Below are 22,943 nucleotides of genomic sequence, written 5' to 3' on the forward strand. Positions count from 1 at the left end.
GTTATTCCTGTTATGTGTAACAGAATAAGAAATGCTATGGCAATAATAGGTGAACTGATAAAAAAGGCGATTGATTTTACTGATAAACTTGTTAAACAACCAGACCCGGTTGAGGCGCAAAAAGAAGTTTTAGTTAGTTTACTGACCGAAGCCGCCAATACTGATTTTGGCAAGCACTATAATTTCGAAAGCATCTTAAACAGTGCTGATGTTGCTAAAGCTTTTGCTGAAGGTATACCGGTTTTTGACTATGACCGCCTTTTTAAAGAATGGTGGCACCGCGTGGTTGACGGCGAAGACGATGTGACCTGGCCTGGTAGCACCCACTACCTGGCGCTCAGCAGCGGTACTACAAGTCATAGCAAAACCATACCTGTAACTGATGAAATGCTGGCTGCCATCCGCCGGTCGGGCATGCAGCAGGTGGCTGCTTTAGCTAATTTCAATTTGCCTGCAGAGTTTTTTGAAAAACAAATTCTCATGCTCGGTAGCAGTACAGATTTAAAAGATATTAAAGGTCATTTAGCTGGCGAAATAAGCGGTATAAGCGCCAGCAATATTCCGTTCTGGTTTCGGGGTTATTATAAACCTGGTAAAGAAATTGCCAACATTAGCGATTTTGACGAGCGTATTAAAGAAATTGCTAAGCAGGCGCCCAACTGGGATATAGGCAGCCTGTCGGGTATCCCGGCATGGATTGAGCTGATGCTGAAAGAAATTATTAAGCAACACAACTTAAAAAACATTCACGAGCTTTGGCCTAACCTGGCCGTGTATACTACAGGCGGCGTAGCGTTTGATCCCTACAAAAAGAGTTTCGAAAAACTACTTGCACACCCGCTGGTTTACATCGACACTTACCTGGCTTCCGAAGGTTTTCTGGCTATGCAAAAACGGCCGCATACATCAGCCATGTCACTTGTAGTTGATAACGGGATTTACTTTGAGTTTGTGCCTTTCGAGGATAAGAACATCACCAGCGAAGGCGCTATTGTGGAGGGAGCCGAGGTGCTTACCCTTGCCGATGTAGAAGAAGAGCAAGAATATGTTTTGCTTATTTCTACCGTATCGGGCGCCTGGCGTTACATGATAGGGGATACCATTATGTTTACCGACAAAAGCCGCTACGAGATTAAGATAACCGGTCGTACCAAGCAGTTTTTGAACGTAGCTGGTTCGCAGCTTTCTGTTTTGCAAATGAACAAAGCCATACAAGATATGGAGGATGCTTATGATACCGCGATACAGGAATTTGTGGTCGCAACCATACATCGTGGTGATGAACTGATTGACCGCTGGTACATCAGTACAGATAAAGACTTAGACAAGGCAGCTGTAGCGAAAGCACTCGACCAAAACTTAAAGGATAATAACAAAAATTATGCAGTTGCCCGTACTCGTGCTCTAAAAGACGTGGAAGTAGAAACGGTGCCTGTTGAGTTTTTTCATAAATGGAGCGAAGAAAATAAAAAGCTGGGTGGCCAGGTTAAAATACCTCGTGTAATGAAAGAGGAGCAATTTTTAGAGTGGGAAGACTTTGTTAAAAAGCACCGTGCCTAGTTAACTTCGTGCTTTTTGAGCTTCTTTACTAAATCAATAACTTGCTGAGGGGATGGGTATAACCTTTGTATTCTTGCCCTGTATTCTGGTGGTATTTCTGAATTAGTTAAGATGAAATTCTTGGTGCTCACAATGTAATCGCCTAAGCCATGGTCAATAGCATAGGCATCGGCATGTTGCTCGGCTCGCATGATGTATTTATCTGAACTAATATAACGTATACCAAAACCAATCATCTCTAAATTACTGTGTGAACGGTAATCCATCACATGGCCAAGTTCATGTCCAAACCAGCCAACAAGTACATTTTTGGGCACATCCTGTATAGGAATTACCCTGTGTACCAGCTTAAAGCGAGGATTGATTTTGATAACGTACGAACGCTTTAGCCGTCCTCTGAAAAAACTTGACAAAACGGGCTGCGAGAGCATAATAGATTTGCTGGTGTTAGGATCAAAGACGAAATCGATGGGTGTGTCTTTCAGTTCCGGGTAATGGCTTAAAGCCGTAAGTATTTCTTTTTGAACTACTACAGGTATGGTTTTACGTTCGTGAAATACATTTCGCATATCCACCCCCGCTAAGTCGGCGGGCTTGCTCGAAAAATAAACCAGCGCATATACGTAAGCCACCACTAAGACAATAACCACAATAATGGTTACAAAATATATCCTAAGCATACTTCAACAACATGCCTGCTTTTAAATGGTTCTTAATAGTTAGCGCTAAGCTATTGTATAGTTGTTCTATTCATCTTTAGCTGGCAGTGCAAAAAAAGAAAAAGAAGAATGTCCATAGCGCCGTTGCTCAATAAAATTAGGATGATTACCCAGGTTTTGCATGGATTGATGCTCAACGATAAGCATGCCACCCGGTAACAGCAGGTCTTTCTCGAAAACAATCTTAGCTATTTCCGGAATACGGCTCAAATCGTACGGTGGATCGGCAAAAATGAGGTCATACCTTTCAGTCTCCAGTTCCAGGTACTTAAATACATCGGCCTTAAAAGTTGATATTTGGGTAAGGCCATGCTGCCGGGCCGCATCTTTGAGATAGTTGATACAATGTATGCTACGATCAATAGCTGTTACGCTTTGGGCATAGCGCGAAGCAAATTCCAACGCCAGGTTGCCCGTACCGCTAAATAGATCAAGCACTTTGATGCCTTCTAAGTCTATTTGATTTTGCAGAATATTAAATAAAGCCTCCTTAGCCAAATCAGTAGTGGGGCGTACGGGTAGGTTTTTAGGTGGATTTAAACGTAATCCTTTTAAGCGTCCGCCAATGATGCGCATAATGAAAGGCTTGTAAGCGCCAAAAGCTGATGGTTAGGTAAAGATGCCGGTAGCTCAGCAACGCTGATGGTATTTAATTCTACCGTTTTAAAAAAGTTAGATAGTATGTTGTGATAACGGTTATCGCCGGCCATAATTTCACCGCTCAGTATAACGGTGGTTAGGCTCATATCCAGTTTCAATTGCTGGCAAACAAATGCATTATAATAAGCCAGTTCATCTTCGTGTGTAAATTCGAAGGTGTTATACAAGTGTAACTTGCCATGCCTAAAATATGCAATATCAAAGGTAGTAGCATGGAGGTTAACGTAAAGGCTGTAGTTTGAAGGCATATTAGCCTCAATAGCCAATATCCAACCCGCTGATCCGAACGTCACTTTCTGCAAATCAAACTTTCCGGCGGCCAGGGTTAATGCCTCCTGTGTTTTAAACACTACCTGATTATTAGCATCTAACACTTGCGCAAAAACGGTATCAGTAGCTTGCACATCGAGGTAGCGGGCTACTTCTGTTACTTGGTCTTTTTCGAATAGGGTTTGCGGCACCAACGTAAAATAGGGTGTGTTAATTCCCGTTATAATATCATGAAAACTGAAGCTTAAAACCTCCTGTACCTCGCCCGGCTGGGTTATTTCAGCTAAGGGGGCTGCCTTACGCCAAACCATTAATTTTTGCCCGTGCATAACAGCCAGCTCAAAACTTTGTGCATTTAGCAGTAAAAGCAGCGTGTAATTACCCACTTGCGTGTGGCTAAAGCCAGGGTCAATGTAATGATATAGGGTATCGTTCATCAGTAATGCGCAAAAATAACTATTTTTTCATTGTTTTGTTAACGGCTTATAGCCAATAAACCACAACATGCCTGTTCAGGAACAAATTAGTAAATCATTTCCACACCAGCCGGGTGCCCAGCAGCTCGACTTGTTTAACCGTCTGCATACCTTTTTGCAAAGCAATAACGGCTACGAATGCTTTTTATTGAAAGGCTATGCCGGTACCGGTAAAACAACGATAGTAAGTGCATTGGTTAAAGCACTGAAGTTGTATGCGCTTAAATCCGTCTTACTGGCGCCAACTGGTCGGGCGGCTAAGGTGATAACCGGTTACTCGGGCCGCAAGGCTTTTACCATACACAAGCGTATTTATCGTCGCAAATCTGCTATGAATATGGACGATACATTTGCGCTGGCTGCTAACACTGCCGAGAATACGCTTTTTATTGTAGATGAGGCCTCCATGATATCAGACGAGATTAGCGGTAACAATCGCGAAACGCTCCTTAAAGATCTCATTGATTATGTATACAATTTTAAGAATTGCAAATTAATGCTTGTGGGAGATACCGCCCAGTTGCCGCCTGTAGGTTCGGCCTACAGCCCTGCGTTGGATATTGGGGTACTTAAGGACCAGTTTGGTTTAGATGTTCATACCTACGAATTAACTGATGTACTGCGCCAGCAAAAGAATTCAGGTATCCTGCACAATGTAACTTCCGTTCGTGATATTATTCGTTGCGAAGAAGAAGCATTTCCGCAGATCATTACCAAAGGATACAAGGATGTATACCGAATGACGGGCGACCGGCTTGAAGAAGGGCTTAACTACGCTTATCAAAAATATGGATTTGATGGTTCGCTGGTTATTTGCCGCTCAAATAAAAATGCCAATCTGTACAACCGGCAAATACGCAACCGCATACTCATGCGCGAAGAGGAACTTACCGGGGGGGACCAGATTATGATTGTGCGTAACAATTACTTTTGGTTGCAGGAGCATGAGGAAGATAGTACCGGCTTTATTGCCAACGGCGATATTGCCCGTATAAAAAAGGTTCGCCGGTTTGAAGAGATTTATGGATTTAGGTTTGCTGATGTGCAGCTTGAGTTTATAGATTATGCAGAAGATCCGGTAATTGATTGCAAGGTGTTGCTGGATGCTTTGTATTCAGACTCTCCCTCACTGCAGCCTGCTGATCAAAAACGGTTCTTTTTAGAAGTAATGAAGGATTATGATCATATTCCTAACCGGCGTGATAAGCTGAAGGAACTTAAACTTAATCCGTATTATAACGCTTTACAGATTAAGTTTGCCTATGCAGTAACCTGTCATAAAGCACAGGGTGGCCAATGGGAAGCCGTCTTTGTTGACCAGGGTTACCTTACCGACGAAATGATGAACACTGATTTTTTGCGTTGGTTTTACACGGCATGCACCCGTGCAACTACAGAATTGTTTTTAGTAAATTTTAATGAGAAGTTTTATTTGGCACCAGCCGACTAAGGCGGCCATTAAATGAGACCGGTAGGCACAAAAAACGCATCTATACGTAAATGTATAAATGCGTTTTGAGTTTAAAAACACTCCTTAATAGTGAGGGTCTTTTATATTGAAAAAAATCACCACCAGTAAGTACATCAGCGCAAAAAATGCTGCAATTGAGGTAAACGCCTTTTTCATATTTGTTAGGTATAATGGTTAACAATGGTACAATTTATTAATACTATACTTTACAAAAATTTCACCAGAAATTAACTTTTAGTAGAATAACAAGGTATGCGTCAATTGATTGCAGAAAGTTTAACGAACAAAACTTTAAATTATAAAACGAGTAACAACAGCGTTTTTAACACTGTGAAATAAAGTACACAACTGTGATTAATTTTGGACAAAATACTTTTACCTGCTGTTTGAAAAGCTCTTGGGTATTGTTATAGAGTGAGTTATGATGAATTAACTCAGATGTCTGCTTCTATCTCGGGCAGGCGTATAGTAAAGGTGGAACCTTTTCCTTCCTCGCTTTGTACATCAATACGGCCGTTATGCATCTCAACAATTTGTTTGGAAATACTTAAACCCAAACCAGTAGACTGTTCGCCTTTTAAACCGTTACGGCCCGCTTTAGAAAAACGATCAAATATATTAGGTATTAAACTGGCAGGTATGCCCATGCCGTTATCTTTCACTTCTATATGCACCAGGTTTTTGTGCTCGTATAATTTTAACTCAATGGTGTCTTTTTCTTTTGAAAACTTGGCGGCATTGCTGATGAGGTTATCAATAACCCTGTGAAATTTTTCGGGGTTGATACTGGCATGTACCGGCCTGTCGGGTACAGTTAACTTCAGTTGGTTGGTGAAATCACTCATGTGCTTCCATACTTGTACCAGGTCCCGCAAAAAGTCGTTCATGTTAACCAACGTATAGTTTAGCACATCACTGTTGTCATTGCGGGCAACTTCCAGCAGGTCATTTATAATAGTCATTGCTTTGCGGCATGATGTTCTGATCATCGCTGTATTTTCACGCGTATCATCATCCAGTTCATCCATTTCCATCAGTAGCGCAATCGACTCAATGGCGCCTATTGGGTTACGGAGGTCATGTGCCACCATCCCCAGCACATCGTTTTTAAACGCGCCGGCCTTTTCAATCTCAATATTCTTTTCTTTAATGATTCGGAACTGTAAATATTCTCCTGCGCGATAAGTATAAACATGGCGTGAAACAAAAAAGAAAATTCCCGATAGAACCACAAGCAGCAACTCATTGTAAATAATTTCGGTTGGGTCTGCCCGCACATACATGAGCAGCAACGTAAACAGGAGCGCATTCACTACAGTAAGCAACAGTGTTTCCTGATACTCGAGGGTGTAAACGCTGGCAACCGCAATTAAGGCCACCAGGTAAATAATAATGCTGTTGCTTGGGTCGGATGTGGCAATAAAATTAAATAGCATACCACACGCCAGCAGGTAAATACAAAAGGTAAGCACATAGCCTAGTGATATAGCAAGGTTACTTCGTTTTTTGAATTGCTTTATCAATTGGTGTCCTGCCAGGTAAAATATAGGCGTAATAACAAGGCAGGTCCAGTTTGCCAGGCTAAACTCCGGGTAATTATGTATATGCGTAATGCTTGGCGGAACCAGGTAAGTAAAAATATGTATAGCAAGGTTTAAGCAAAAGAACACCATACACGCTACCTGTATAGTGTTTAAGTTTTGAAGCATATAATACCGCTTGTATGCCGAGCGGTATTTTGATGGAATGCTTTTGAAGTAATAAGTGTCCACTGCCAATTAAGTTTTCTAAAGCTTCAAAACTATAGGTTTTAAGCGTGAATTGTATAATGCAACGGCTTATTATTGAACAATTTAACTACACAAACAATTTGATTTAATTAATACTATTTTTAATGCCAGGAGATCGTTTCTTATTCTGTTACTCATAGTATTAAGGTGAACAACAGGGTTTGGCGGTAAAGAGTGAAGTGCTTTCATAAAGAGACAAAATGTCGGCCGACGATTAATTTTGCTGACTTTTTTACATTTATACGTTGCTGGCAGGTGGTTTGAATAGTATATAATACCATGAATTTTAACAACTTTACCATCAAAGCCCAGGAAGCCGTACAAAAGGCTTCGGAAATAGCAACCGGTAATCAGCAACAGGCTATAGAGAATGCTCACCTGCTGAAAGGATTGTTACTGGTTGATGAAAACGTAATCAGCTATTTGCTTAAAAAGCTGAACGTTAATATAGGCCGCTTAAATGATACGTTGGATAAGCAAATCGAATCGTATCCAAAAGTAAGCGGCGATAATATTTATTTGTCATCTAACACTAACACTGCGCTACAAAAAGCGCAGGGATATTTAAAAGAGTTTAAAGACGAGTTTGTATCTGTTGAGCACATACTGTTGGGTATTTTAGCAGTTAATGATAAGGCCAGCAGTGCTCTTAAGGACTACGGCGTTACCGAAAAGGACCTTAAAACTGTAATAACCGCACTACGTGGCGACAGCAAGGTTACCGGTCAAAATGCTGAGGCAACCTATAATGCGCTGAACAAATATGCCCGTAATTTGAACGATTATGCCGAATCAGGCAAGCTTGATCCGGTTATTGGTCGCGATGAGGAGATACGTCGGGTTATACAAATCCTGTCTCGCCGTACCAAAAATAACCCGGTGCTGGTAGGTGAACCCGGTGTAGGTAAAACTGCCATTGCCGAAGGGATTGCACACCGTATCATAAAAGGTGATGCGCCTGAAAATCTAAAAACCAAAACGGTATACTCGCTGGATATGGGTGCGCTGGTAGCAGGCGCCAAATACAAAGGGGAGTTTGAGGAACGCCTGAAGGCTGTAGTAAACGAGGTGATTAAAAGCGATGGCGAGATCATTCTGTTTATTGATGAGATACACACGCTGGTAGGTGCCGGGGGAGGTGAGGGCGCCATGGATGCCGCAAATATTTTGAAACCGGCACTTGCGCGTGGCGAGCTGCGTGCTATAGGTGCAACTACGCTGAACGAGTATCAAAAATATATTGAAAAAGATAAAGCGCTCGAACGCCGTTTCCAACGGGTAATGGTTGATGAGCCCGATGCTGCCGATGCCATATCTATTTTGCGTGGTTTAAAAGAACGGTACGAAGCGCATCATAAAGTGCGCATCAAAGACGAGGCTATTATTGCTTCGGTTGAAATGTCGCAACGTTACATTGCTGACCGCTTTTTGCCTGATAAAGCGATAGACTTAATGGACGAAGCTGCTTCAAAGCTTCGCCTGGAAATGAATTCCGTTCCAGAAGCGGTGGATGAGTTAGAGCGTCGCATTATGCAGTTGGAAATTGAGCGTGAGGCCATCAAGCGTGAAAGTGATGACCGTAAGGTTAAAGAGCTGAGTGAAGAGATAGCCAACCTATCGGCCGAGCGTGATTCGCTGCGTGCCAAATGGCAAAGCGAGAAAGACCTGGTTGATGGCATCAACTTAAAGATTGAAGCCATTGAAGCCTACAAATTGGAAGCCGAGCAGGCCGAACGTGCGGGCGATTATGGTAAGGTGGCCGAACTGCGCTACGGTCGTATCCGTGAGACGGAAGCTGAAGTAGAGCAATTAAAAGCCGCTCTGCTAGAAAATCAGTCGGATCGCCGCATGCTGAAAGAGGAGGTTACAGCCGACGATATTGCCGGCGTGGTTTCCCGCTGGACAGGTGTACCGGTATCTAAGATGATCCAAAGCGAGCGCGAGAAACTTTTGAATTTGGAAGAAGAGTTACACAAGCGTGTAGCCGGTCAGGAGGAAGCTATTGAGGCCATTAGTGATGCTATACGCCGTAGTCGTGCCGGATTGCAGGATAAGCGCAAGCCCATTGGTTCATTTATCTTTTTAGGAACAACCGGGGTAGGTAAAACCGAGCTGGCTAAAGCCCTGGCTGAGTTCTTGTTTAACGATGAACAAAGCATGGTGCGAATTGATATGTCTGAGTACCAGGAACGTCATGCGGTGAGCCGCCTTATTGGTGCGCCTCCGGGCTATGTAGGCTATGATGAAGGCGGACAATTAACCGAAGCTGTGCGTCGTAAACCATACAGTGTTATCCTGCTGGATGAAATTGAGAAAGCCCACCCTGATGTGTTTAACATTTTGCTGCAGGTGTTGGATGATGGCCGCCTAACCGATAACAAAGGCCGGGTGGTTAACTTTAAGAACACCATCATCATCATGACCTCTAACATAGGTTCGCACATCATTCAGGAAAACTTCCAGAATTATGAGGACGGCGATAAGGAAGAAGTGATGGCCAAAACCAAGAACCAATTGTTTGAGCTGTTACAGAAAACCATCCGCCCAGAGTTTTTGAACCGTATTGATGAGATCATTATGTTTACGCCGCTTGGCAGGGATGAAATTGGAGCCATTGTGAAACTACAGTTCAGAGGCTTGCAACATACGCTAAACGAAATGGGTATTCATATGGAAGCAACCGATGAGGCGCTGGATTGGCTTGCACAATTGGGTTACGACCCGCAATACGGTGCCCGTCCGCTTAAAAGGGTTATCCAAAAGAAAATCCTGAACGAGCTCTCAAAGCAGATATTAGCCGGTAAGGTAGACAAAGACAGCAAGATTAAGCTGGACATGTTCGATCATCAATTTGTTTTTCTGAACGAGTAACGGCTCTTTCGCCTTGAAGGAGAGTATTATAACAGAGGAGCAGTCTTAAGATTGCTCCTTTTTTGTTATCGATCATATGAATTTTTCTTCAATTAGTATTTGGACTGCTTCTAAATAATGTTAAATTTGTCGTTGTAATATGACTGGGGTTAAAACTGCAACTGCTACAAATTTTACTGAGGTGTTTTGCACCAAGGCCGGCACCGTTTATCAAAGCGACCGCGAAGGATGTTGGTATATTGATTTTGCCGGCAAACTGGTCAAGTTTGATTACCGTAGTTTGATGAAGCTCAAAAAATCCATTTACCGGGTTGATATTGAAGATCTGTTACTGGACAGCAGTAAATCTCCCGAGATTGAAATGGTGTTTATTTGTGCTTGCAATCACTGTTATTTCCTCAACCTGCTGCAGATCATATCTCTCAAAGAACTACTTGAGGGCACTTTCGCTATGTTCGAGCTCAACCAAATTATCCACGATCGTTTGTTCAGAGTAGTGGTATAGTTAATACACAATAACAAATCGTACGTATCATCTCGAGTACTAAACGAGAAATCTTTTTTGAGTGATACGCCTGTACTTGAAAGGATCTTTTACTGTCGTTAGAGACAACAGGCCCTTGTTCCGGGTTCCCGGCTCTGATTTCAAACCCTTACAACTATTTAGACTTATTTCATATTGCTATTAATTTACAGTTGTGCAATTTTATAGCACTATAATTGTATGTACCCCATATGTATACAGCACATAACTGTAAAATATTATGAAAGATATTATGCGTGTAAAGTGTTTGCTATCTGAAGATATCGAAACGCTTTTAAATCAACAAATAAAGAAAGAAGCTCATTCATCGGCTATGTACCTGGCTATGGCTTCATGGTGTAACCAAAATGGTTTCGACTATTCTTCTGACTACTTTTTTAAACAGGCAGAAGAAGAACGTATGCACCAGCTTAAATTGTTTAAATATGTGTTAGACATGGGTGGCCGAGCTGTATCACCTGATGTAAATAATATTAAGCAGGATTACACTAGTTTCCGTGAGGTATTTGAAGATGCTCTGGAAGCCGAGGTAGCCATCACCCAATCTTTCAAAAATATTGCAGCCAACTGCATGAAAGAGCAAGACTTTGTTACTTTCGAATTCCTGAATTGGTTTATGAAAGAACAACGTGAAGAGGAATACAAAGCCCGCCGCGCACTGGAACTGTTCGAAGTTATTGGCGAAGAAGGAACCGGTCGTTGGGAAATTGACAAACACGTTAATAAGATTAAATACGACAGCGAAACTGCCGGCGAGTAATTGTCGAAACTTTCTGTTAAAAAAAGCCGATGTACATTTATACATCGGCTTTTTTTATATAAGTATTCATCCCGCAATGCTTAAAGCCGGGTAGCCGTTAGCTTAATTTTATCAACGTAGTTGTCCTGAGGATTAGATCCTGGAGTGGTGTAACCATAAGAGATTTCGAGGAAGGTTTTGGTGATGTTATTGATAAAGAAGGAAAAGCTACCGTTTGACCAGTGTCCGTTTACATCATTTTCATTTAAAGTATTAGCTGTAAAAGTGATATTGCCGTACGGCTTGTTATCATAAGTGTTCTTAATGGCCATGTAACCTGTGCCGTTATCATTAAATAGCAAATAGTCATTTGCTGTAAACTGGCTTTGCGTTTCGGTACTGCTTACCTGGTTATTTACCGTGTGGTCTGTAATGATCTTTGTAATTTGCCATTTTCCCAGCAATAATTGGCGGGTTGATGGCGATTCTTCTTTTTTACAGCAGGTTAGTGTGATGCTGATGAAGGCAGCAAACAATAATCGTAATTGGAGTGACATGGGTTTAAGTTGAATTAATCGTTAAAGTTTCAGCTAATATAGCCCTTTCATGCAGCACTGCCTATATTCTTAGGCGTTAACAACAAAATTTTAATTTATTTTTTGCGATCAATAAATTAAAAATATATTTGCCTACTAAATCTATAGACTATGTATGGTAAATTAATCACAGTAGCAAATGCAGGCAATATAAATCAACTTTCTGTTGATTGCTGTTGCTACCGTTGCTGTTGATCCCGTAGTCTTTCTAACAGATCCCTTATAAAAATAACCATCATTTCATGTCATTTACGGGCCTAACTATGTGTCGCGTAATTGATGCTCAAGTTTCTCAATCACTTTATCATGATCACCAAACGTTTACTCATTACTTTTTTAACCTTTGTTGCTACCTTGAGTGCCTCCGCACAAAACGTATTAACGGGTACGGTAAAAAATAAAGATGGCCAGCCGGCCGTTAATGCAACCATTGTAATAAAAGGCACTAAAACATATACCCAGGCCGATACTGCAGGTCATTTCAGTGTTGATGCCGCACAAAGGCTCCCCTTTACACTTCGTGTAACGTTGGTTGGTTACCAGCCTTATGAAGCTAGGATAACAGACTTATCCGCCCAGCCACTGGCAATTACATTAACAACAGCCAATGCATTAGGCGAGGTCGTAATAACTTCACGCAGGCGCATTGAAAGGGTACAGGAGGTTCCTATCCCTATTACAGTGGTAGGTGGCGCGCAGATTGAAAACGCAGGTGCCTTTAACGTAAACCGGGTAAAGGAGCTAATCCCGTCCGTGCAGTTATACAGTTCAAACCCCCGTAATACAGGTATCAACATCAGAGGAATTGGATCACCTTTCGGCTTAACTAATGATGGCCTCGACCCTGGCGTGGGCTTTTATGTTGACGGTGTTTACTACGCCAGGCCTGCGGCAGCAACTCTCGACTTTTTAGATATTGAACGAATTGAGGTATTGCGTGGCCCACAGGGTACTTTATTCGGCAAGAATGCCAGTGCCGGAGCCATTAACATCACTACACGCAAAGCCAGCTTTACGCCTGAGGCTACGTTTGAAACCAGTTTTGGAAATTATGGCTACATACAAGCTAAAGCATCAGTATCGGGACCTTTGAGTAAAAAGTTTGCCGGGCGTTTGTCGTTTTCAGGTACCCAGCGTAACGGACTGGTTGATAATATACGTACCGGGAAAGCCACTAACGATTTGAATAACCTCGGCGGACGGGCACAGTTGCTCTTTAAGCCTTCTGATAATATATCACTTACACTTGCCGGTGATATAACCGATCAAAAACCCGACGGATATGCACAGGTAATCGCGGGGGTAGTGACCACCAAACGCCCGGCATACCGGCAGTTTAATAATATTATTGCCGACCTGGGTTACCAGTTGCCCAGCTTAAACGCTTATGACCGTGTTATTGATCACGACACACCATGGCGATCTGGTAACCAATTAGGAGGCGTGTCGTTAAACGGCGACTTCAAAATTGGTGCAGGCACGCTTACTTCCACAACGGCGTGGCGCTACTGGAACTGGGATCCATCCAACGATCGTGATTTTACCGGACTGCCCGTGTTGGCTAAATCGCAAAATCCGGCTAAGCACAAAAACTGGTCGCAAGAAGTACGTTATGCCGGCCAGTTCCTTGAAAAGTTAAGTGGCGTTGTTGGGTTATTCTATATTAACCAGGACGTTAAGATTATGGGTACCGAGGAGTCTGGATCAGCTCAGGCCAGGTTTGCCAAAAGTTCAACCGGTAATAACGCAAATACACCTGGTACAACTAACGATCAGTTATGGGCCACTCCCGGCCTGCTGGAAGGCTATGGCATTTATACCGACGCTTCAATCAAATCACAGAGTGCCGCAGCATTCGCCAGCGTGGATTGGGAGGTTGTAAAAAGCTTTCATATTTTACCCGGCGTACGCGTAAACTACGATAACAAAGATGTGTACTATAACCGCGTAGCTAGAGGCGGTCTAGATATTGCCGGCAGCAGCTACAGTGCCTCGGTAAAAAGTGAGTTGCAAAAAATAAAAAACGGCGTATACAGCAGCCAGCAATATGATGCCAATGCTGATGAAAAAAACTTTACTTACTCGGTAACCGCTGCTTACAGGCCTGGTAAGCGTATTAATGCTTTTGCTACTTATTCAACAAGCTTTAAGCCGGTAGGTGTAAACGTAGCCGGCTTACCCAGTGTTGTGGGTAGTACGTTGGCCGATTTGAGCTTGGCCGTTATAAAGCCAGAAAGAACCAAGCATTATGAACTAGGCGTAAAAACTACACCGCTTGATAACCTGATCTTGAATCTGAATTTTCACAACTCAGATATTAAAGACTACCAAACCAACGTTCAATCGCCCGAGCTGGGCGTAAACCGCGGTTACATTGCTAATGCTGATAAGGTTAATGTAAAAGGTGTTGAATTTGATGGCAATTTCAGAGCTGATGAAAACTTTTCATTTTATGGCGCCGCAGCTTATACTAATGCCAAATATGTTAAATTTACTAATGCGCCGCTGCCGCTCGAAGAAACTGGTTTAACGGTTAACGGCCAGCAGGTAGCGTTTAAAGATATATCGGGCAGTGCATTACCTGGCATATCGAAATGGGCCGGTTCACTTGGTGGAGAATACAACAAAGCTGCAAAGTTTATAGGCAATGAAACACGTTTTTTTATAGCAGCAGACGGGTTCTTCCGCTCGTCTTTCTCATCTAGCCCTTCGCCTTCAGCCTACCTGAATATTGATGGGTACACCATTATTAATGCCCGTGCAGGCTTCAGAGCAGCACATGGTGTTTCGGCGTATATTTGGAGCCGCAACCTGCTTAATAAAAATTACTTTGAACAGTTACTGCCTGCAGGTGGCAACGCCGGTCAATATGCTGCAGTGCTTGGCGATCAACGCACATTTGGTGTAACGCTGCGTTACGCTTTTTTAAAAAACACCAATATGAACATTATATAAGGGCATCGCGAGATGCCCTTTTCGTTTTATGTGCTTATTATAATTAAATCTTTATTGCATAACCTCACAACCTAAAGGAGTCTTTAAAAACAACATAGTGGCTATTAGCTTATAGTTAACAACATATGTTAGAAACTACCGATAAAGAGGCTTTTGTACTGGAAGTGCACCATCGTCTGTCAGCATTATATGGTACTCAAATTAAGTACTTTCATGATCTCGACCCTTTGAGTGAACTCATGTCGGCGTTGCTATCCCATCGTACTAAAAATCGCGACTCAGGTAAGGCATTTGCTAATTTGTTGGATACGTTCGGCTCATGGGAAGCCGTACGTATTGCACCTACGGAGGCTGTGCAACAGGCCATTAAACCGTGTACATGGCCCGAGCAGAAAGCACCTCGCCTGCAACAAGTATTAACACTGATACTTGAGAAGCATGGTTCGCTCACTTTAAACTTTTTGGCCGATATGGAAGTGCATGCTGCGCGGCAGTGGCTAGAGGAACTGCCGGGTGTTGGGCCTAAAAGCAGTGCGGCGGTTATGTCGTTCAGCACCTTGCGTGCAAAGGCGTTGCCAGTTGATTCTCATCATTTCAGGGTAGCAGTACGTTTAGGCATCATTGAAGAAAAGATAGGAGAGGGCAAAGCAAACAGGGTGTTGGAAAACCTTTTACCACCCGATTTTACAGCCCAGGAAATGTACGATAACCACCAGGTGATGATGCGGCACGGGCAGAAGGTGTGCTTTCACTATAAGCCAAATTGTAAAGACTGTGTGCTACTTGATAGGTGCCCTACCGGACAACGCCTGGTAAACAAACCGTGAAAATTAAAAAGCAGGCCATTTAAGAACCTGCTTTTACCTACTTAAACATATATAACAAAACTTATTCTACAGCTGCGCGAAGCATGAGTGCGCCAACCGTTACGTTGGTGCGACTATCAATAATAATAGCGCCGCCATTGGCTTTGTTATTTTGGTAAACATCAAAAGCCAGCGGTTCTGCAGTTTTAATAATGATGCGTCCAATATCGTTCAGCTTAAAATCTTCTTCGTACACCTTGTCCAGGGTATTGATGTTAAATTTGTATAAAACCTCTTGTATACGGCAACGGGTAACCTTACTGTTATGCTGTATAAGGTATGTGAGTGATGTATCGAGTGCACGGGTATCCATCCAACATAAATCGGCCTCAAGTAATTGTGCTACTTCAGGTTGTGCACTGCTGTTAACCAATATATCGCCACGGCTTATGTCAATATCATCCTGCAGGTGCACAGTTACTGATTGACCGGAAAACGCTTCCTCAAACTCCCGGTCGAGTAGCTCTATTTTTGTGATGGTCGAGCTAAAGCCCGAGGGAAGTACAGTAACCTTGTCATTAACTTTGAAACTACCACTGCTAATACGGCCGGCGTATCCCCGGTAATCATGCAATTTTTCTGTTTGTGGGCGTACCACCCATTGTACTGGTAATCGGGCATGGGCCGAGCTGTCATCAACCGGAATCTCAACCGTTTCCAGGTGTTCTAACAGGATTTTGCCAGTATACCAGGTCATGTTGTATGATTCATGTACAATGTTATCTCCCTTCAAAGCGCTTACTGGTATGTAGGTTACGTTTTGCAGATTGAGCTTGGTAGCCAATTGCCGGTATTGCTCAACTATCTGGTTAAAGGTAGCCTCATCATAATCTACCATATCCATTTTGTTGATGCAAACTACAACCTGTGGCAGCGCAAGCAGCGATACCAGGAACGAATGACGGTTGGTTTGTTCAACCACCCCTTTACGAGCATCAATTAAGATGATGGCTAGGTTGGAATTTGATGCACCAGTAACCATGTTGCGGGTGTACTGGATATGACCCGGGGCATCAGCTATAATGAATTTACGTTTCTCGGTCTGAAAGTATTTGTAGGCCACATCAATGGTGATGCCTTGCTCGCGTTCGGCTTTTAGTCCATCCGTTAAAATAGCCAAATCAATGCTGCCATCATCGTTTTTACGGTTTGAACGGTGCAGTGCTTCCAATTGATCGGCCAGTATGGCGTCGGTATCATACAGCAGTCGGCCAATAAGGGTGCTCTTACCATCATCAACACTGCCGGCAGTTATAAATTTAAGTATCTCCATATTAAAAGTAGCCTCCTTTCTTGCGTTCTTCCATGGCTGCTTCCGATACTTTGTCATCCATACGGGCACCACGTTCGCTTATTTTAGAAGCGCTTATTTCGTTTATAATATCGTCAATTAAATACGCGTCTGATTCTACCGCGGCTGTACAGGTCATGTCGCCTACGGTACGGAAACGTACGTTACGGCGGGTTATCACGTCCTCTTCATCCATATTTAAAAACTCGGCAGCAGCCATAAGCTGACCATTGCGGGTAATACACTCGCGCTCATGTGCAAAATAGATGGATGGCAGGGCAATATTTTCTCGGCGGATGTAGTTCCATACATCCAGTTCGGTCCAGTTACTGATAGGGAACACGCGTACGTTCTCACCCTTATGAATTTTACCGTTGTAGATGTTCCATAACTCCGGGCGCTGGCGTTTAGGATCCCACTGGCCAAACTCGTCACGTACCGAAAAGATACGCTCCTTGGCACGGGCTTTTTCCTCATCGCGGCGTGCGCCGCCAATACAGGCATCAAACTGGTGCTGCGCAATGGTATCCAACAAAGTAACGGTTTGTAACGCATTGCGGCTCGCGTTCTTGCCTTTTTGCTCTACTACTTTGCCCTGGTTTATTGAATCCTGTACATGGCCTACAATCAGTTTTTCGCCCAGGCGGGCAATCATCTCATCGCGGTATTGTATGGTTTCCGGAAAGTTATGACCGGTATCGATATGAACTAACGGAAAGGGAAACTTACCTGGTCGGAAAGCTTTTTCGGCCAGGCGCACCAGTGTGATAGAGTCCTTTCCGCCCGAAAACAGTAGGGCAGGCTTCTCAAACTGACCCGCCACCTCACGCAATATGTGTATGGCTTCCGCCTCTAGTTCATCCAGATAATCTAAGTGATGTTTACTCATTTTTCTGTTATAATTTCTTTAACTGAATGCAAACCGCATTCTTTTTTCGATTGATCTTCCCACCACCAGCGGCCTGCCCTAAAGTCTTCGCCAGGTTGTACCGCACGGGTACAAGGCTGGCAGCCAATGCTCGGAAAGCCGCGGTCGTGCAGGGTATTGTAGGGTATGTTGTTGTTTTTAATATAGGTTTTTACCTCATCCAGGCTCCACTCAAATACAGGGTGATATTTAACCAGCTGATTGCCTTCGTCCCACTCCACATTTACCATATCCTGGCGGTTGGGCGATTGCTCGGCACGTATGCCAGTGATCCATATCTTATTACCTTTGAGCGCCCGTTTCAACGGTTCAATTTTGCGTATGCCGCAGCATTCTTTACGGTTCTCTACCGACTCATAAAAACTGCTCGGGCCTTTAGCGTTCACCATGGCTTCAAGCGCTTCGTTTTGCGGGTAGTAAGCATATATAGGTTGCCCGTATATTTCCATGGTGCGGTTCCACACGTAATAGGTTTCGGGGAAGAGGCGGCCGGTTTCTAACGTAAATACTTTAATAGGCAGGTTGTTAGAGAAAATCATATGCGTAATCACCTGATCTTCCCACCCAAAGCTGGTAGAGAACACAATCTCACCCGGAAAAGCATCTGCCAGCCAGGCCAAAGCACTGCTGGGTGCCATGCCGGTGGTTTGTTGCTTTATATCTTCTACAATCTTACTGTTCATCTTAAATAAACTTCATTAAAAAGCTGGTGATGCTTTTTAAACTAACTAATATCACAATTATGCCCACAGCAACCATAATAACCTTAACCGATATACGGTTTGAGATACGGGCCGCAATAGGTGCTGCCAGGGCACTGCCAATGATTAACCCTGCTATAGCGCTCCACGGGGCACCGTTAAGCATGGTTAAGAATATGAGCGAGCCAATCATGGCTATAAAAAATCTGGTTAATTTTACCGTACCTAATGAAAAACGGGGGTGCCGGCCACCTGCTATTAACGACGATAATACAATTGAGCCCCAGCCACCTCCGCCTACAGCGTCAATAAAACCCCCGCCTAAGCCCAGTAACGATATCCGCTTAATTTTATCGGCTGATTTCTTTTTACCCGTTTTAAATGCTTTAGAAAGGATTACTGACCCTAATATAAGTGTATAAACCGATACCAAGGGCTTGGTATACATTGCATAATGCTCTAATGACGATATTAAGCAAGCGCCAGTTGCTGCACCTATTATGCCGGGTATGATGAGCAGCTTAAACATTTTCCAGTTTACATTACCCATGCGGTAGTGCATCCAGCCGGCAATGCCGTTACTCATGATCTCAGACAGGTGCACCGCCATGCTTGCTGAAGCGGGGGAGATGCCCATGGACAAAGAAAAAGCTGTTGAAGTAACACCATACGACATGCCAATGGCGCCATCTATCATGGCAAATACAAAACCCGCAGCCAGGAAGTAGTAAAATACGGGGCTGATGTCTTGTACATACAACTTAAATCCCGGTTCGTTAAACCACAGCGCTGTTACAGCAATAGCTATTGATGCAATAATGGATAGCCAGATCAGCCATTTAAAGTTTTTCTTTTTAACCGGTTTAGGTTCAACCAGGATGGCTGTTGCTTTATTGAGCGCTTTTACCTTTCCGGCAAAGTCGCCGGTTAGAGTTTCGCGTAAGGCACTTAGTTGTTGTAAAGTAGTGTCCAATTCGGCAGGTAACGCCTCGTTTAAAACCTGCTTTAGGCGCTTGGCTACTGTAGGCGATTTACCATTGGTAGATATAGCCAGTTTAAGGTCGCCTTTTTTAACAATTGAGCCCAGATAAAAATCACAAAGTTCTGGTTTATCAGCTACATTAATCAATAGTTTACGCTGATGTGCTGCCTGCCTTATGCGCTCATTCAAAATATTATTGGCTGTGGCAGCCACTACCAGGTCGGCATCATCCAGATCTTCCTCTGTAAAGCTTTTTTTTATCAGCTTTACCCTAGGGTACCCGGCCGCCAAATCATACACCTCAGGCAATAACTGCTCAGCCACTACCGTTACCTGTGCTTGCTGGCTATTGTTCAGCAATGCGGTCAGTTTTTCCAAACCTACATTACCACCGCCAATAAGCACCGTGTGCAGCTGGTTGAGTTTTAGGAATACAGGGAAAAGCTGATTGCCTTCCAGAGCTTCCGAAACTGCTAAAGGGGTTATATGATTATTCCTGGGCAAGGATGTCATAAAATTCGCGAATGGGTTGAAACTTTGGATGTAATGAAACTACCTCGCCAAATACCATCATAGCCGGAGCCTTTATCTTATTTTCTTCGGCTAGTTCAACAATGGTATCTACAATGCCTACCACCACCTTTTCATTTGCGGTTGAGCCGCTTTGAATTAGTGCAACAGGTAGGCGATGTTTGCCTTCAGCTTTAAAGATCTCAGTAATTTCGGCTAATTTGTGTAATCCCATTAAAACTACTACAGTAGCTTTGCTGCGGGCGGCTTGTTGCAAATCACCAGATATTTCTCCGCTGGCGGTGGTGCCTGTTACCACCCAAAAACTTTCGCTTAAACCGCGGTGCGTTACGGGTATTTGCTGTAAGCCCGGTACACCAATTGAACTGGATATACCAGGGATAACCTCGGCGGGGATGCTGTACGACGCTGCAAAATCCAGTTCTTCATAACCGCGACCAAAAACAAACGGGTCGCCGCCTTTCAGCCGTACCACATGGCCATAATTTATGGCGTAATCGATCATTAACTTATTCACAGCTTCCTGCGAGTAGGAGTGTTCGCCCGAACGTTTGCCAACGTACACTTTGTGCGCATGTGCGGGGGCAAAGCTCAACAGATCTTCATTCACCAGTGCATCATATAAAACCACGTTGGCAGTTTGTAAAGCTTTCATGCCTTTTATGGTAATCAGCTCAGCATCACCTGGGCCGGCACCAACTAAAGTTATTTTAGGTTCCTTTACGGATTGCTTTGTTTCTGTTGATATAATCATGCTTTTAGCGCCTCCCTAGCCGCTGTCATTTCGGTTATAAATTCTTGGGCACTTTGCAGGTATGCACCGGCAAATGCCTCTGATGGTTCGTTTTGATTGATCTGCAATACAAGATCATTAAAGGATACTGGTAAAGTTACCAGTCCGGTATTTACATAGTGGTTGTCAAACTCTTTTATTACTCCTGCCTGGGTGCTGCTGTTAACCGCCTTATCCAACAACAATGCCTTTGCAGTACTCACCATAGTATTGTAGCTATGATAAATGGCATCGGCCCAGCGGCTTCCCGCAAAAGCCTCTTTGGCCCAGCCCAGTTTTTCATCAGCCTCAAAAAGGAGCGTAGCCACCAGGTCAATCATTACGCCGGCGCACTCGCCCACGCCAATGGCAGTGGCAAAAGTTTCTTCGTGGCCCCAATCTACAAATTCTTCTTCGGTTAGGGTGGTCAGGTCGGCCAGCGGCTTTAACAGTTGGTAAAAATAATCCTTACCCTGGCGATCGTAATAGGCATGAAAGGTTTCTTCAGCTATGGAGTTAGTCTGATAGTCATTCAAAACATAGCGCAGCACATGTGTAGCACGCTTGGCTGGTACCTTAATTACTTTATCGGCAGCACGGCCAATGCCATCGCCAACCGTACCTCCGCCTAATAGCACTTGCACAGACGGCAATACGCGTTTATCAGCCTTTAATGAGCTGCCATGAAATCCTATATGAGCTAAACCATGCTGACCACAGCTATTCATGCAACCGCTAATCTTAATTTTAATATCGCGGTTATAAATTAAATCCTCGTATTCATTATAGATCACATCTTCCAGCACACGGGAAAGAGTCATGCTGTTAGATATGCCCAGGTTACAGGTGTCGGTACCGGGACAAGTGGTAACATCAGCCACGCTATCAAAGCCGGGTTCGGCCAGGTGCAGTTCGTTTAAGACGTTAAACAGGGCGGGCAGAGCTTCCTTGCGGGCATATTTTAACAGCAATCCCTGGTTCTGTGTAATGCGTATTTCATCAGCTACTAAACCACGCAAGCCTTCAACCAGCCTGCGGGCTTCTGGTGTGTGTATGTCGCCAACGGGCACTTTTACAAATACGCCATAAAAACCAGGCTGCTTTTGTTCAAAAACGTTGGTAAGCAGCCATTGTTCATACTTTAACGGGTTCTGTAAAGCAACTTCGGCAAAGGTAACCGCTTCCGGGGCCACTGGTTGTGGCACGGCATCGCGGTTAATTTTATAGGTCTTTACTTTATTGGCAATTTTTTCAGTCTCGGCCAGGCGTAAAACTTCATCAAGTCCAATCTTCTGAACCAGGAATTTTAAGCGTGCTTTGTTACGGTTATTACGTTCGCCGTAGCGGTCAAACACACGAATAATCGACTCGATATAAGGTATCACCTCATCTTCAGGTAAAAACTCTTTTACCACACTGGCTAAAGCAGGTTGTGCACCTAAACCGCCGCCCAACAGTACTTTAAAGCCGCGTTCGTCGCCACGCTGTTTTGGAATGAAACCCAGATCATGGATGTAAGAAAATGCAGTATCTTCTTCGTTTGATGAAAAAGAAATTTTGAATTTACGGCCCATTTCCTGGCAAATAGGATTGCGCAAAAAGTATTCGAACGTAGCATGAGCGTATGGTGATACGTCAAACGGTTCCTTCGGGTCGATGCCTGAAGTGGGCGAGGACGTTACATTGCGTACTGTGTTACCGCAAGCCTCGCGCAGGGTTATATCATCTTGCTCTAACTTGGCCCATAATTCCGGTGTACGGTCAAGGCTAACATAGTGTATCTGTATATCCTGCCGGGTGGTTAAGTGAAGATTGCCGCTGCCGTACTCGTCGGCTATATCGGCAATGCGCAGTATTTGTTTAAAAGTTACCTTGCCAAACGGCAGCTTAATGCGTACCATTTGGACACCGGGCTGGCGTTGGCCGTAAACTCCGCGTGCCAGGCGCAGGCTCCTGAACTTTTCCTCGTGTATTTTGCCTTCACGGAAAGCCCTTATCTTTCTGTCCAGATCGATGATGTCTTTTTCAACAATAGGGTTTTCCAGTTCGGTTCTAAAACTCTGCATGTGTTTATATTCAAGAAAGCCTCTTACAGGTTACTGAAAGAGGCTTATATAATTAATCACTTAAAATTTAAAATAAGCCTCAATAAGTGCTGAATATACAGCAACAGATGCAGTTAATGCGCATGCTATGGGCTATTTGTTTTGTCATTACTTTT

General features: G+C 43.6%; 18 protein-coding genes. 7 read left to right on the forward strand and 11 right to left on the reverse strand.

What is annotated here, in order from left to right; genetic code table 11:
* Nucleotides 1–36 precede the first annotated feature (36 nt).
* A complete protein-coding gene (locus ABDD95_RS04590; RefSeq protein ID WP_345950728.1) occupies nucleotides 37–1,560 on the forward strand; it encodes a GH3 auxin-responsive promoter family protein in 1,524 nt (507 codons plus the stop codon).
* On the opposite strand, the gene ABDD95_RS04595 is transcribed toward ABDD95_RS04590, so the two are convergent.
* The 3 genes from ABDD95_RS04595 to ABDD95_RS04605 form a co-directional block, all read right to left on the reverse strand.
* Entirely contained in the window at nucleotides 1,557–2,240 is a 684-nt protein-coding gene (locus tag ABDD95_RS04595; RefSeq protein WP_345950729.1) for a hypothetical protein, read from the reverse strand. The two genes, ABDD95_RS04590 and ABDD95_RS04595, sit on opposite strands and share 4 nt — an antisense overlap.
* 66 nt (nucleotides 2,241–2,306) lie before the next feature.
* Complete coding sequence (rsmD, locus tag ABDD95_RS04600; protein ID WP_345950730.1) at nucleotides 2,307–2,855, reverse strand: 16S rRNA (guanine(966)-N(2))-methyltransferase RsmD; 549 nt, start codon at nucleotides 2,853–2,855, stop codon at nucleotides 2,307–2,309.
* Entirely contained in the window at nucleotides 2,831–3,646 is an 816-nt protein-coding gene (locus ABDD95_RS04605; RefSeq protein ID WP_345950731.1) for a DUF3822 family protein, read from the reverse strand. The genes rsmD and ABDD95_RS04605 overlap by 25 nt, the downstream gene beginning before the upstream one ends.
* Before the next feature lie 67 nt (nucleotides 3,647–3,713).
* Between ABDD95_RS04605 and ABDD95_RS04610 the strand changes: the two genes are divergently transcribed.
* The gene (locus tag ABDD95_RS04610; protein ID WP_345950732.1) at nucleotides 3,714–5,135 is read left to right on the forward strand and encodes an AAA family ATPase; all 1,422 of its coding nucleotides are present in this window, start codon (nucleotides 3,714–3,716) and stop codon (nucleotides 5,133–5,135) included.
* Between the two features lie 455 nt (nucleotides 5,136–5,590).
* Here ABDD95_RS04610 and ABDD95_RS04615 read toward each other — a convergent pair whose 3' ends face one another.
* Entirely contained in the window at nucleotides 5,591–6,928 is a 1,338-nt protein-coding gene (locus ABDD95_RS04615; protein WP_352432927.1) for a HAMP domain-containing sensor histidine kinase, read from the reverse strand.
* 297 nt (nucleotides 6,929–7,225) lie between these two features.
* On the opposite strand from ABDD95_RS04615, the gene clpB reads away from it, so the two are divergent.
* The 3 genes from clpB to ABDD95_RS04630 all read left to right on the forward strand — a co-directional run bounded on the left by clpB (nucleotide 7,226) and on the right by ABDD95_RS04630 (nucleotide 11,121).
* Complete coding sequence (gene clpB / locus ABDD95_RS04620) at nucleotides 7,226–9,817, forward strand: ATP-dependent chaperone ClpB (RefSeq protein WP_345950734.1); 2,592 nt, start codon at nucleotides 7,226–7,228, stop codon at nucleotides 9,815–9,817.
* 139 nt (nucleotides 9,818–9,956) lie between these two features.
* Nucleotides 9,957–10,322, forward strand: coding sequence for a hypothetical protein (locus tag ABDD95_RS04625; protein ID WP_345950735.1), 366 nt, complete (start codon nucleotides 9,957–9,959; stop codon nucleotides 10,320–10,322).
* A 259-nt stretch (nucleotides 10,323–10,581) separates the two neighbouring features.
* Nucleotides 10,582–11,121 carry a ferritin gene (locus ABDD95_RS04630; RefSeq protein WP_345950736.1) on the forward strand — a complete coding sequence of 180 codons (540 nt, stop codon included), beginning with the start codon at nucleotides 10,582–10,584 and terminating at the stop codon, nucleotides 11,119–11,121.
* Nucleotides 11,122–11,201: 80 nt separating this feature from the next.
* On the opposite strand, the gene ABDD95_RS04635 is transcribed toward ABDD95_RS04630, so the two are convergent.
* Nucleotides 11,202–11,657 carry a hypothetical protein gene (locus ABDD95_RS04635; RefSeq protein WP_345950737.1) on the reverse strand — a complete coding sequence of 152 codons (456 nt, stop codon included), beginning with the start codon at nucleotides 11,655–11,657 and terminating at the stop codon, nucleotides 11,202–11,204.
* 345 nt (nucleotides 11,658–12,002) lie between these two features.
* Here ABDD95_RS04635 and ABDD95_RS04640 point away from each other — a divergent pair, with 345 nt between their 5' ends.
* Both ABDD95_RS04640 and ABDD95_RS04645 read left to right on the forward strand, forming a co-directional pair.
* A complete protein-coding gene (locus ABDD95_RS04640) occupies nucleotides 12,003–14,651 on the forward strand; it encodes a TonB-dependent receptor (RefSeq protein ID WP_345950738.1) in 2,649 nt (882 codons plus the stop codon).
* A 125-nt stretch (nucleotides 14,652–14,776) separates the two neighbouring features.
* Nucleotides 14,777–15,478 carry a hypothetical protein gene (locus tag ABDD95_RS04645; protein WP_345950739.1) on the forward strand — a complete coding sequence of 234 codons (702 nt, stop codon included), beginning with the start codon at nucleotides 14,777–14,779 and terminating at the stop codon, nucleotides 15,476–15,478.
* 61 nt (nucleotides 15,479–15,539) lie between these two features.
* On the opposite strand, the gene ABDD95_RS04650 is transcribed toward ABDD95_RS04645, so the two are convergent.
* From ABDD95_RS04650 to ABDD95_RS04675, 6 genes are read right to left on the reverse strand one after another with little or no spacing between them, the layout of a single operon-like run.
* Complete coding sequence (locus ABDD95_RS04650; protein WP_345950740.1) at nucleotides 15,540–16,790, reverse strand: GTP-binding protein; 1,251 nt, start codon at nucleotides 16,788–16,790, stop codon at nucleotides 15,540–15,542.
* A 1-nt stretch (nucleotide 16,791) separates the two neighbouring features.
* Nucleotides 16,792–17,697, reverse strand: a complete 906-nt coding sequence (cysD, locus tag ABDD95_RS04655; RefSeq protein ID WP_345950741.1) for a sulfate adenylyltransferase subunit CysD — start codon at nucleotides 17,695–17,697, stop codon at nucleotides 16,792–16,794.
* Complete coding sequence (locus ABDD95_RS04660; RefSeq protein ID WP_345950742.1) at nucleotides 17,694–18,419, reverse strand: phosphoadenylyl-sulfate reductase; 726 nt, start codon at nucleotides 18,417–18,419, stop codon at nucleotides 17,694–17,696. Before ABDD95_RS04660 ends, cysD begins: the two co-directional genes overlap by 4 nt.
* A gap of 1 nt (nucleotide 18,420) precedes the next feature.
* Nucleotides 18,421–19,932 (reverse strand): TSUP family transporter, encoded by a 1,512-nt coding sequence (locus ABDD95_RS04665; protein ID WP_345950743.1) that lies wholly within the window; start codon nucleotides 19,930–19,932, stop codon nucleotides 18,421–18,423.
* Nucleotides 19,910–20,704 (reverse strand): uroporphyrinogen-III C-methyltransferase, encoded by a 795-nt coding sequence (gene cobA, locus ABDD95_RS04670; protein ID WP_345950744.1) that lies wholly within the window; start codon nucleotides 20,702–20,704, stop codon nucleotides 19,910–19,912. The genes ABDD95_RS04665 and cobA overlap by 23 nt, the downstream gene beginning before the upstream one ends.
* Entirely contained in the window at nucleotides 20,701–22,788 is a 2,088-nt protein-coding gene (locus ABDD95_RS04675) for a nitrite reductase (protein ID WP_345950745.1), read from the reverse strand. Before ABDD95_RS04675 ends, cobA begins: the two co-directional genes overlap by 4 nt.
* Between the last annotated feature and the right edge of the window lie 155 nt (nucleotides 22,789–22,943).

Source organism: Mucilaginibacter sp. PAMB04274 (assembly GCF_039634385.2).
Classification (GTDB): domain Bacteria; phylum Bacteroidota; class Bacteroidia; order Sphingobacteriales; family Sphingobacteriaceae; genus Mucilaginibacter.

Bases quoted from the DNA above. Each gene is read 5' to 3' on its own strand.
- ABDD95_RS04645 (WP_345950739.1), top strand. From the start codon at position 14,777: ATGTTAGAAACTACCGATAAAGAGGCTTTTGTACTGGAAGTGCACCAT.
- ABDD95_RS04625 (WP_345950735.1), top strand. From the start codon at position 9,957: ATGACTGGGGTTAAAACTGCAACTGCTACAAATTTTACTGAGGTGTTT.
- ABDD95_RS04665 (WP_345950743.1), bottom strand. From the start codon at position 19,932: ATGACATCCTTGCCCAGGAATAATCATATAACCCCTTTAGCAGTTTCG.
- ABDD95_RS04590 (WP_345950728.1), top strand. From the start codon at position 37: ATGGCAATAATAGGTGAACTGATAAAAAAGGCGATTGATTTTACTGAT.
- ABDD95_RS04640 (WP_345950738.1), top strand. From the start codon at position 12,003: ATGATCACCAAACGTTTACTCATTACTTTTTTAACCTTTGTTGCTACC.
- clpB (WP_345950734.1), top strand. From the start codon at position 7,226: ATGAATTTTAACAACTTTACCATCAAAGCCCAGGAAGCCGTACAAAAG.
- ABDD95_RS04675 (WP_345950745.1), bottom strand. From the start codon at position 22,788: ATGCAGAGTTTTAGAACCGAACTGGAAAACCCTATTGTTGAAAAAGAC.
- ABDD95_RS04635 (WP_345950737.1), bottom strand. From the start codon at position 11,657: ATGTCACTCCAATTACGATTATTGTTTGCTGCCTTCATCAGCATCACA.
- ABDD95_RS04610 (WP_345950732.1), top strand. From the start codon at position 3,714: ATGCCTGTTCAGGAACAAATTAGTAAATCATTTCCACACCAGCCGGGT.
- ABDD95_RS04605 (WP_345950731.1), bottom strand. From the start codon at position 3,646: ATGAACGATACCCTATATCATTACATTGACCCTGGCTTTAGCCACACG.
- ABDD95_RS04595 (WP_345950729.1), bottom strand. From the start codon at position 2,240: ATGCTTAGGATATATTTTGTAACCATTATTGTGGTTATTGTCTTAGTG.
- cobA (WP_345950744.1), bottom strand. From the start codon at position 20,704: ATGATTATATCAACAGAAACAAAGCAATCCGTAAAGGAACCTAAAATA.
- rsmD (WP_345950730.1), bottom strand. From the start codon at position 2,855: ATGCGCATCATTGGCGGACGCTTAAAAGGATTACGTTTAAATCCACCT.
- ABDD95_RS04650 (WP_345950740.1), bottom strand. From the start codon at position 16,790: ATGGAGATACTTAAATTTATAACTGCCGGCAGTGTTGATGATGGTAAG.
- ABDD95_RS04630 (WP_345950736.1), top strand. From the start codon at position 10,582: ATGAAAGATATTATGCGTGTAAAGTGTTTGCTATCTGAAGATATCGAA.
- ABDD95_RS04660 (WP_345950742.1), bottom strand. From the start codon at position 18,419: ATGAACAGTAAGATTGTAGAAGATATAAAGCAACAAACCACCGGCATG.
- cysD (WP_345950741.1), bottom strand. From the start codon at position 17,697: ATGAGTAAACATCACTTAGATTATCTGGATGAACTAGAGGCGGAAGCC.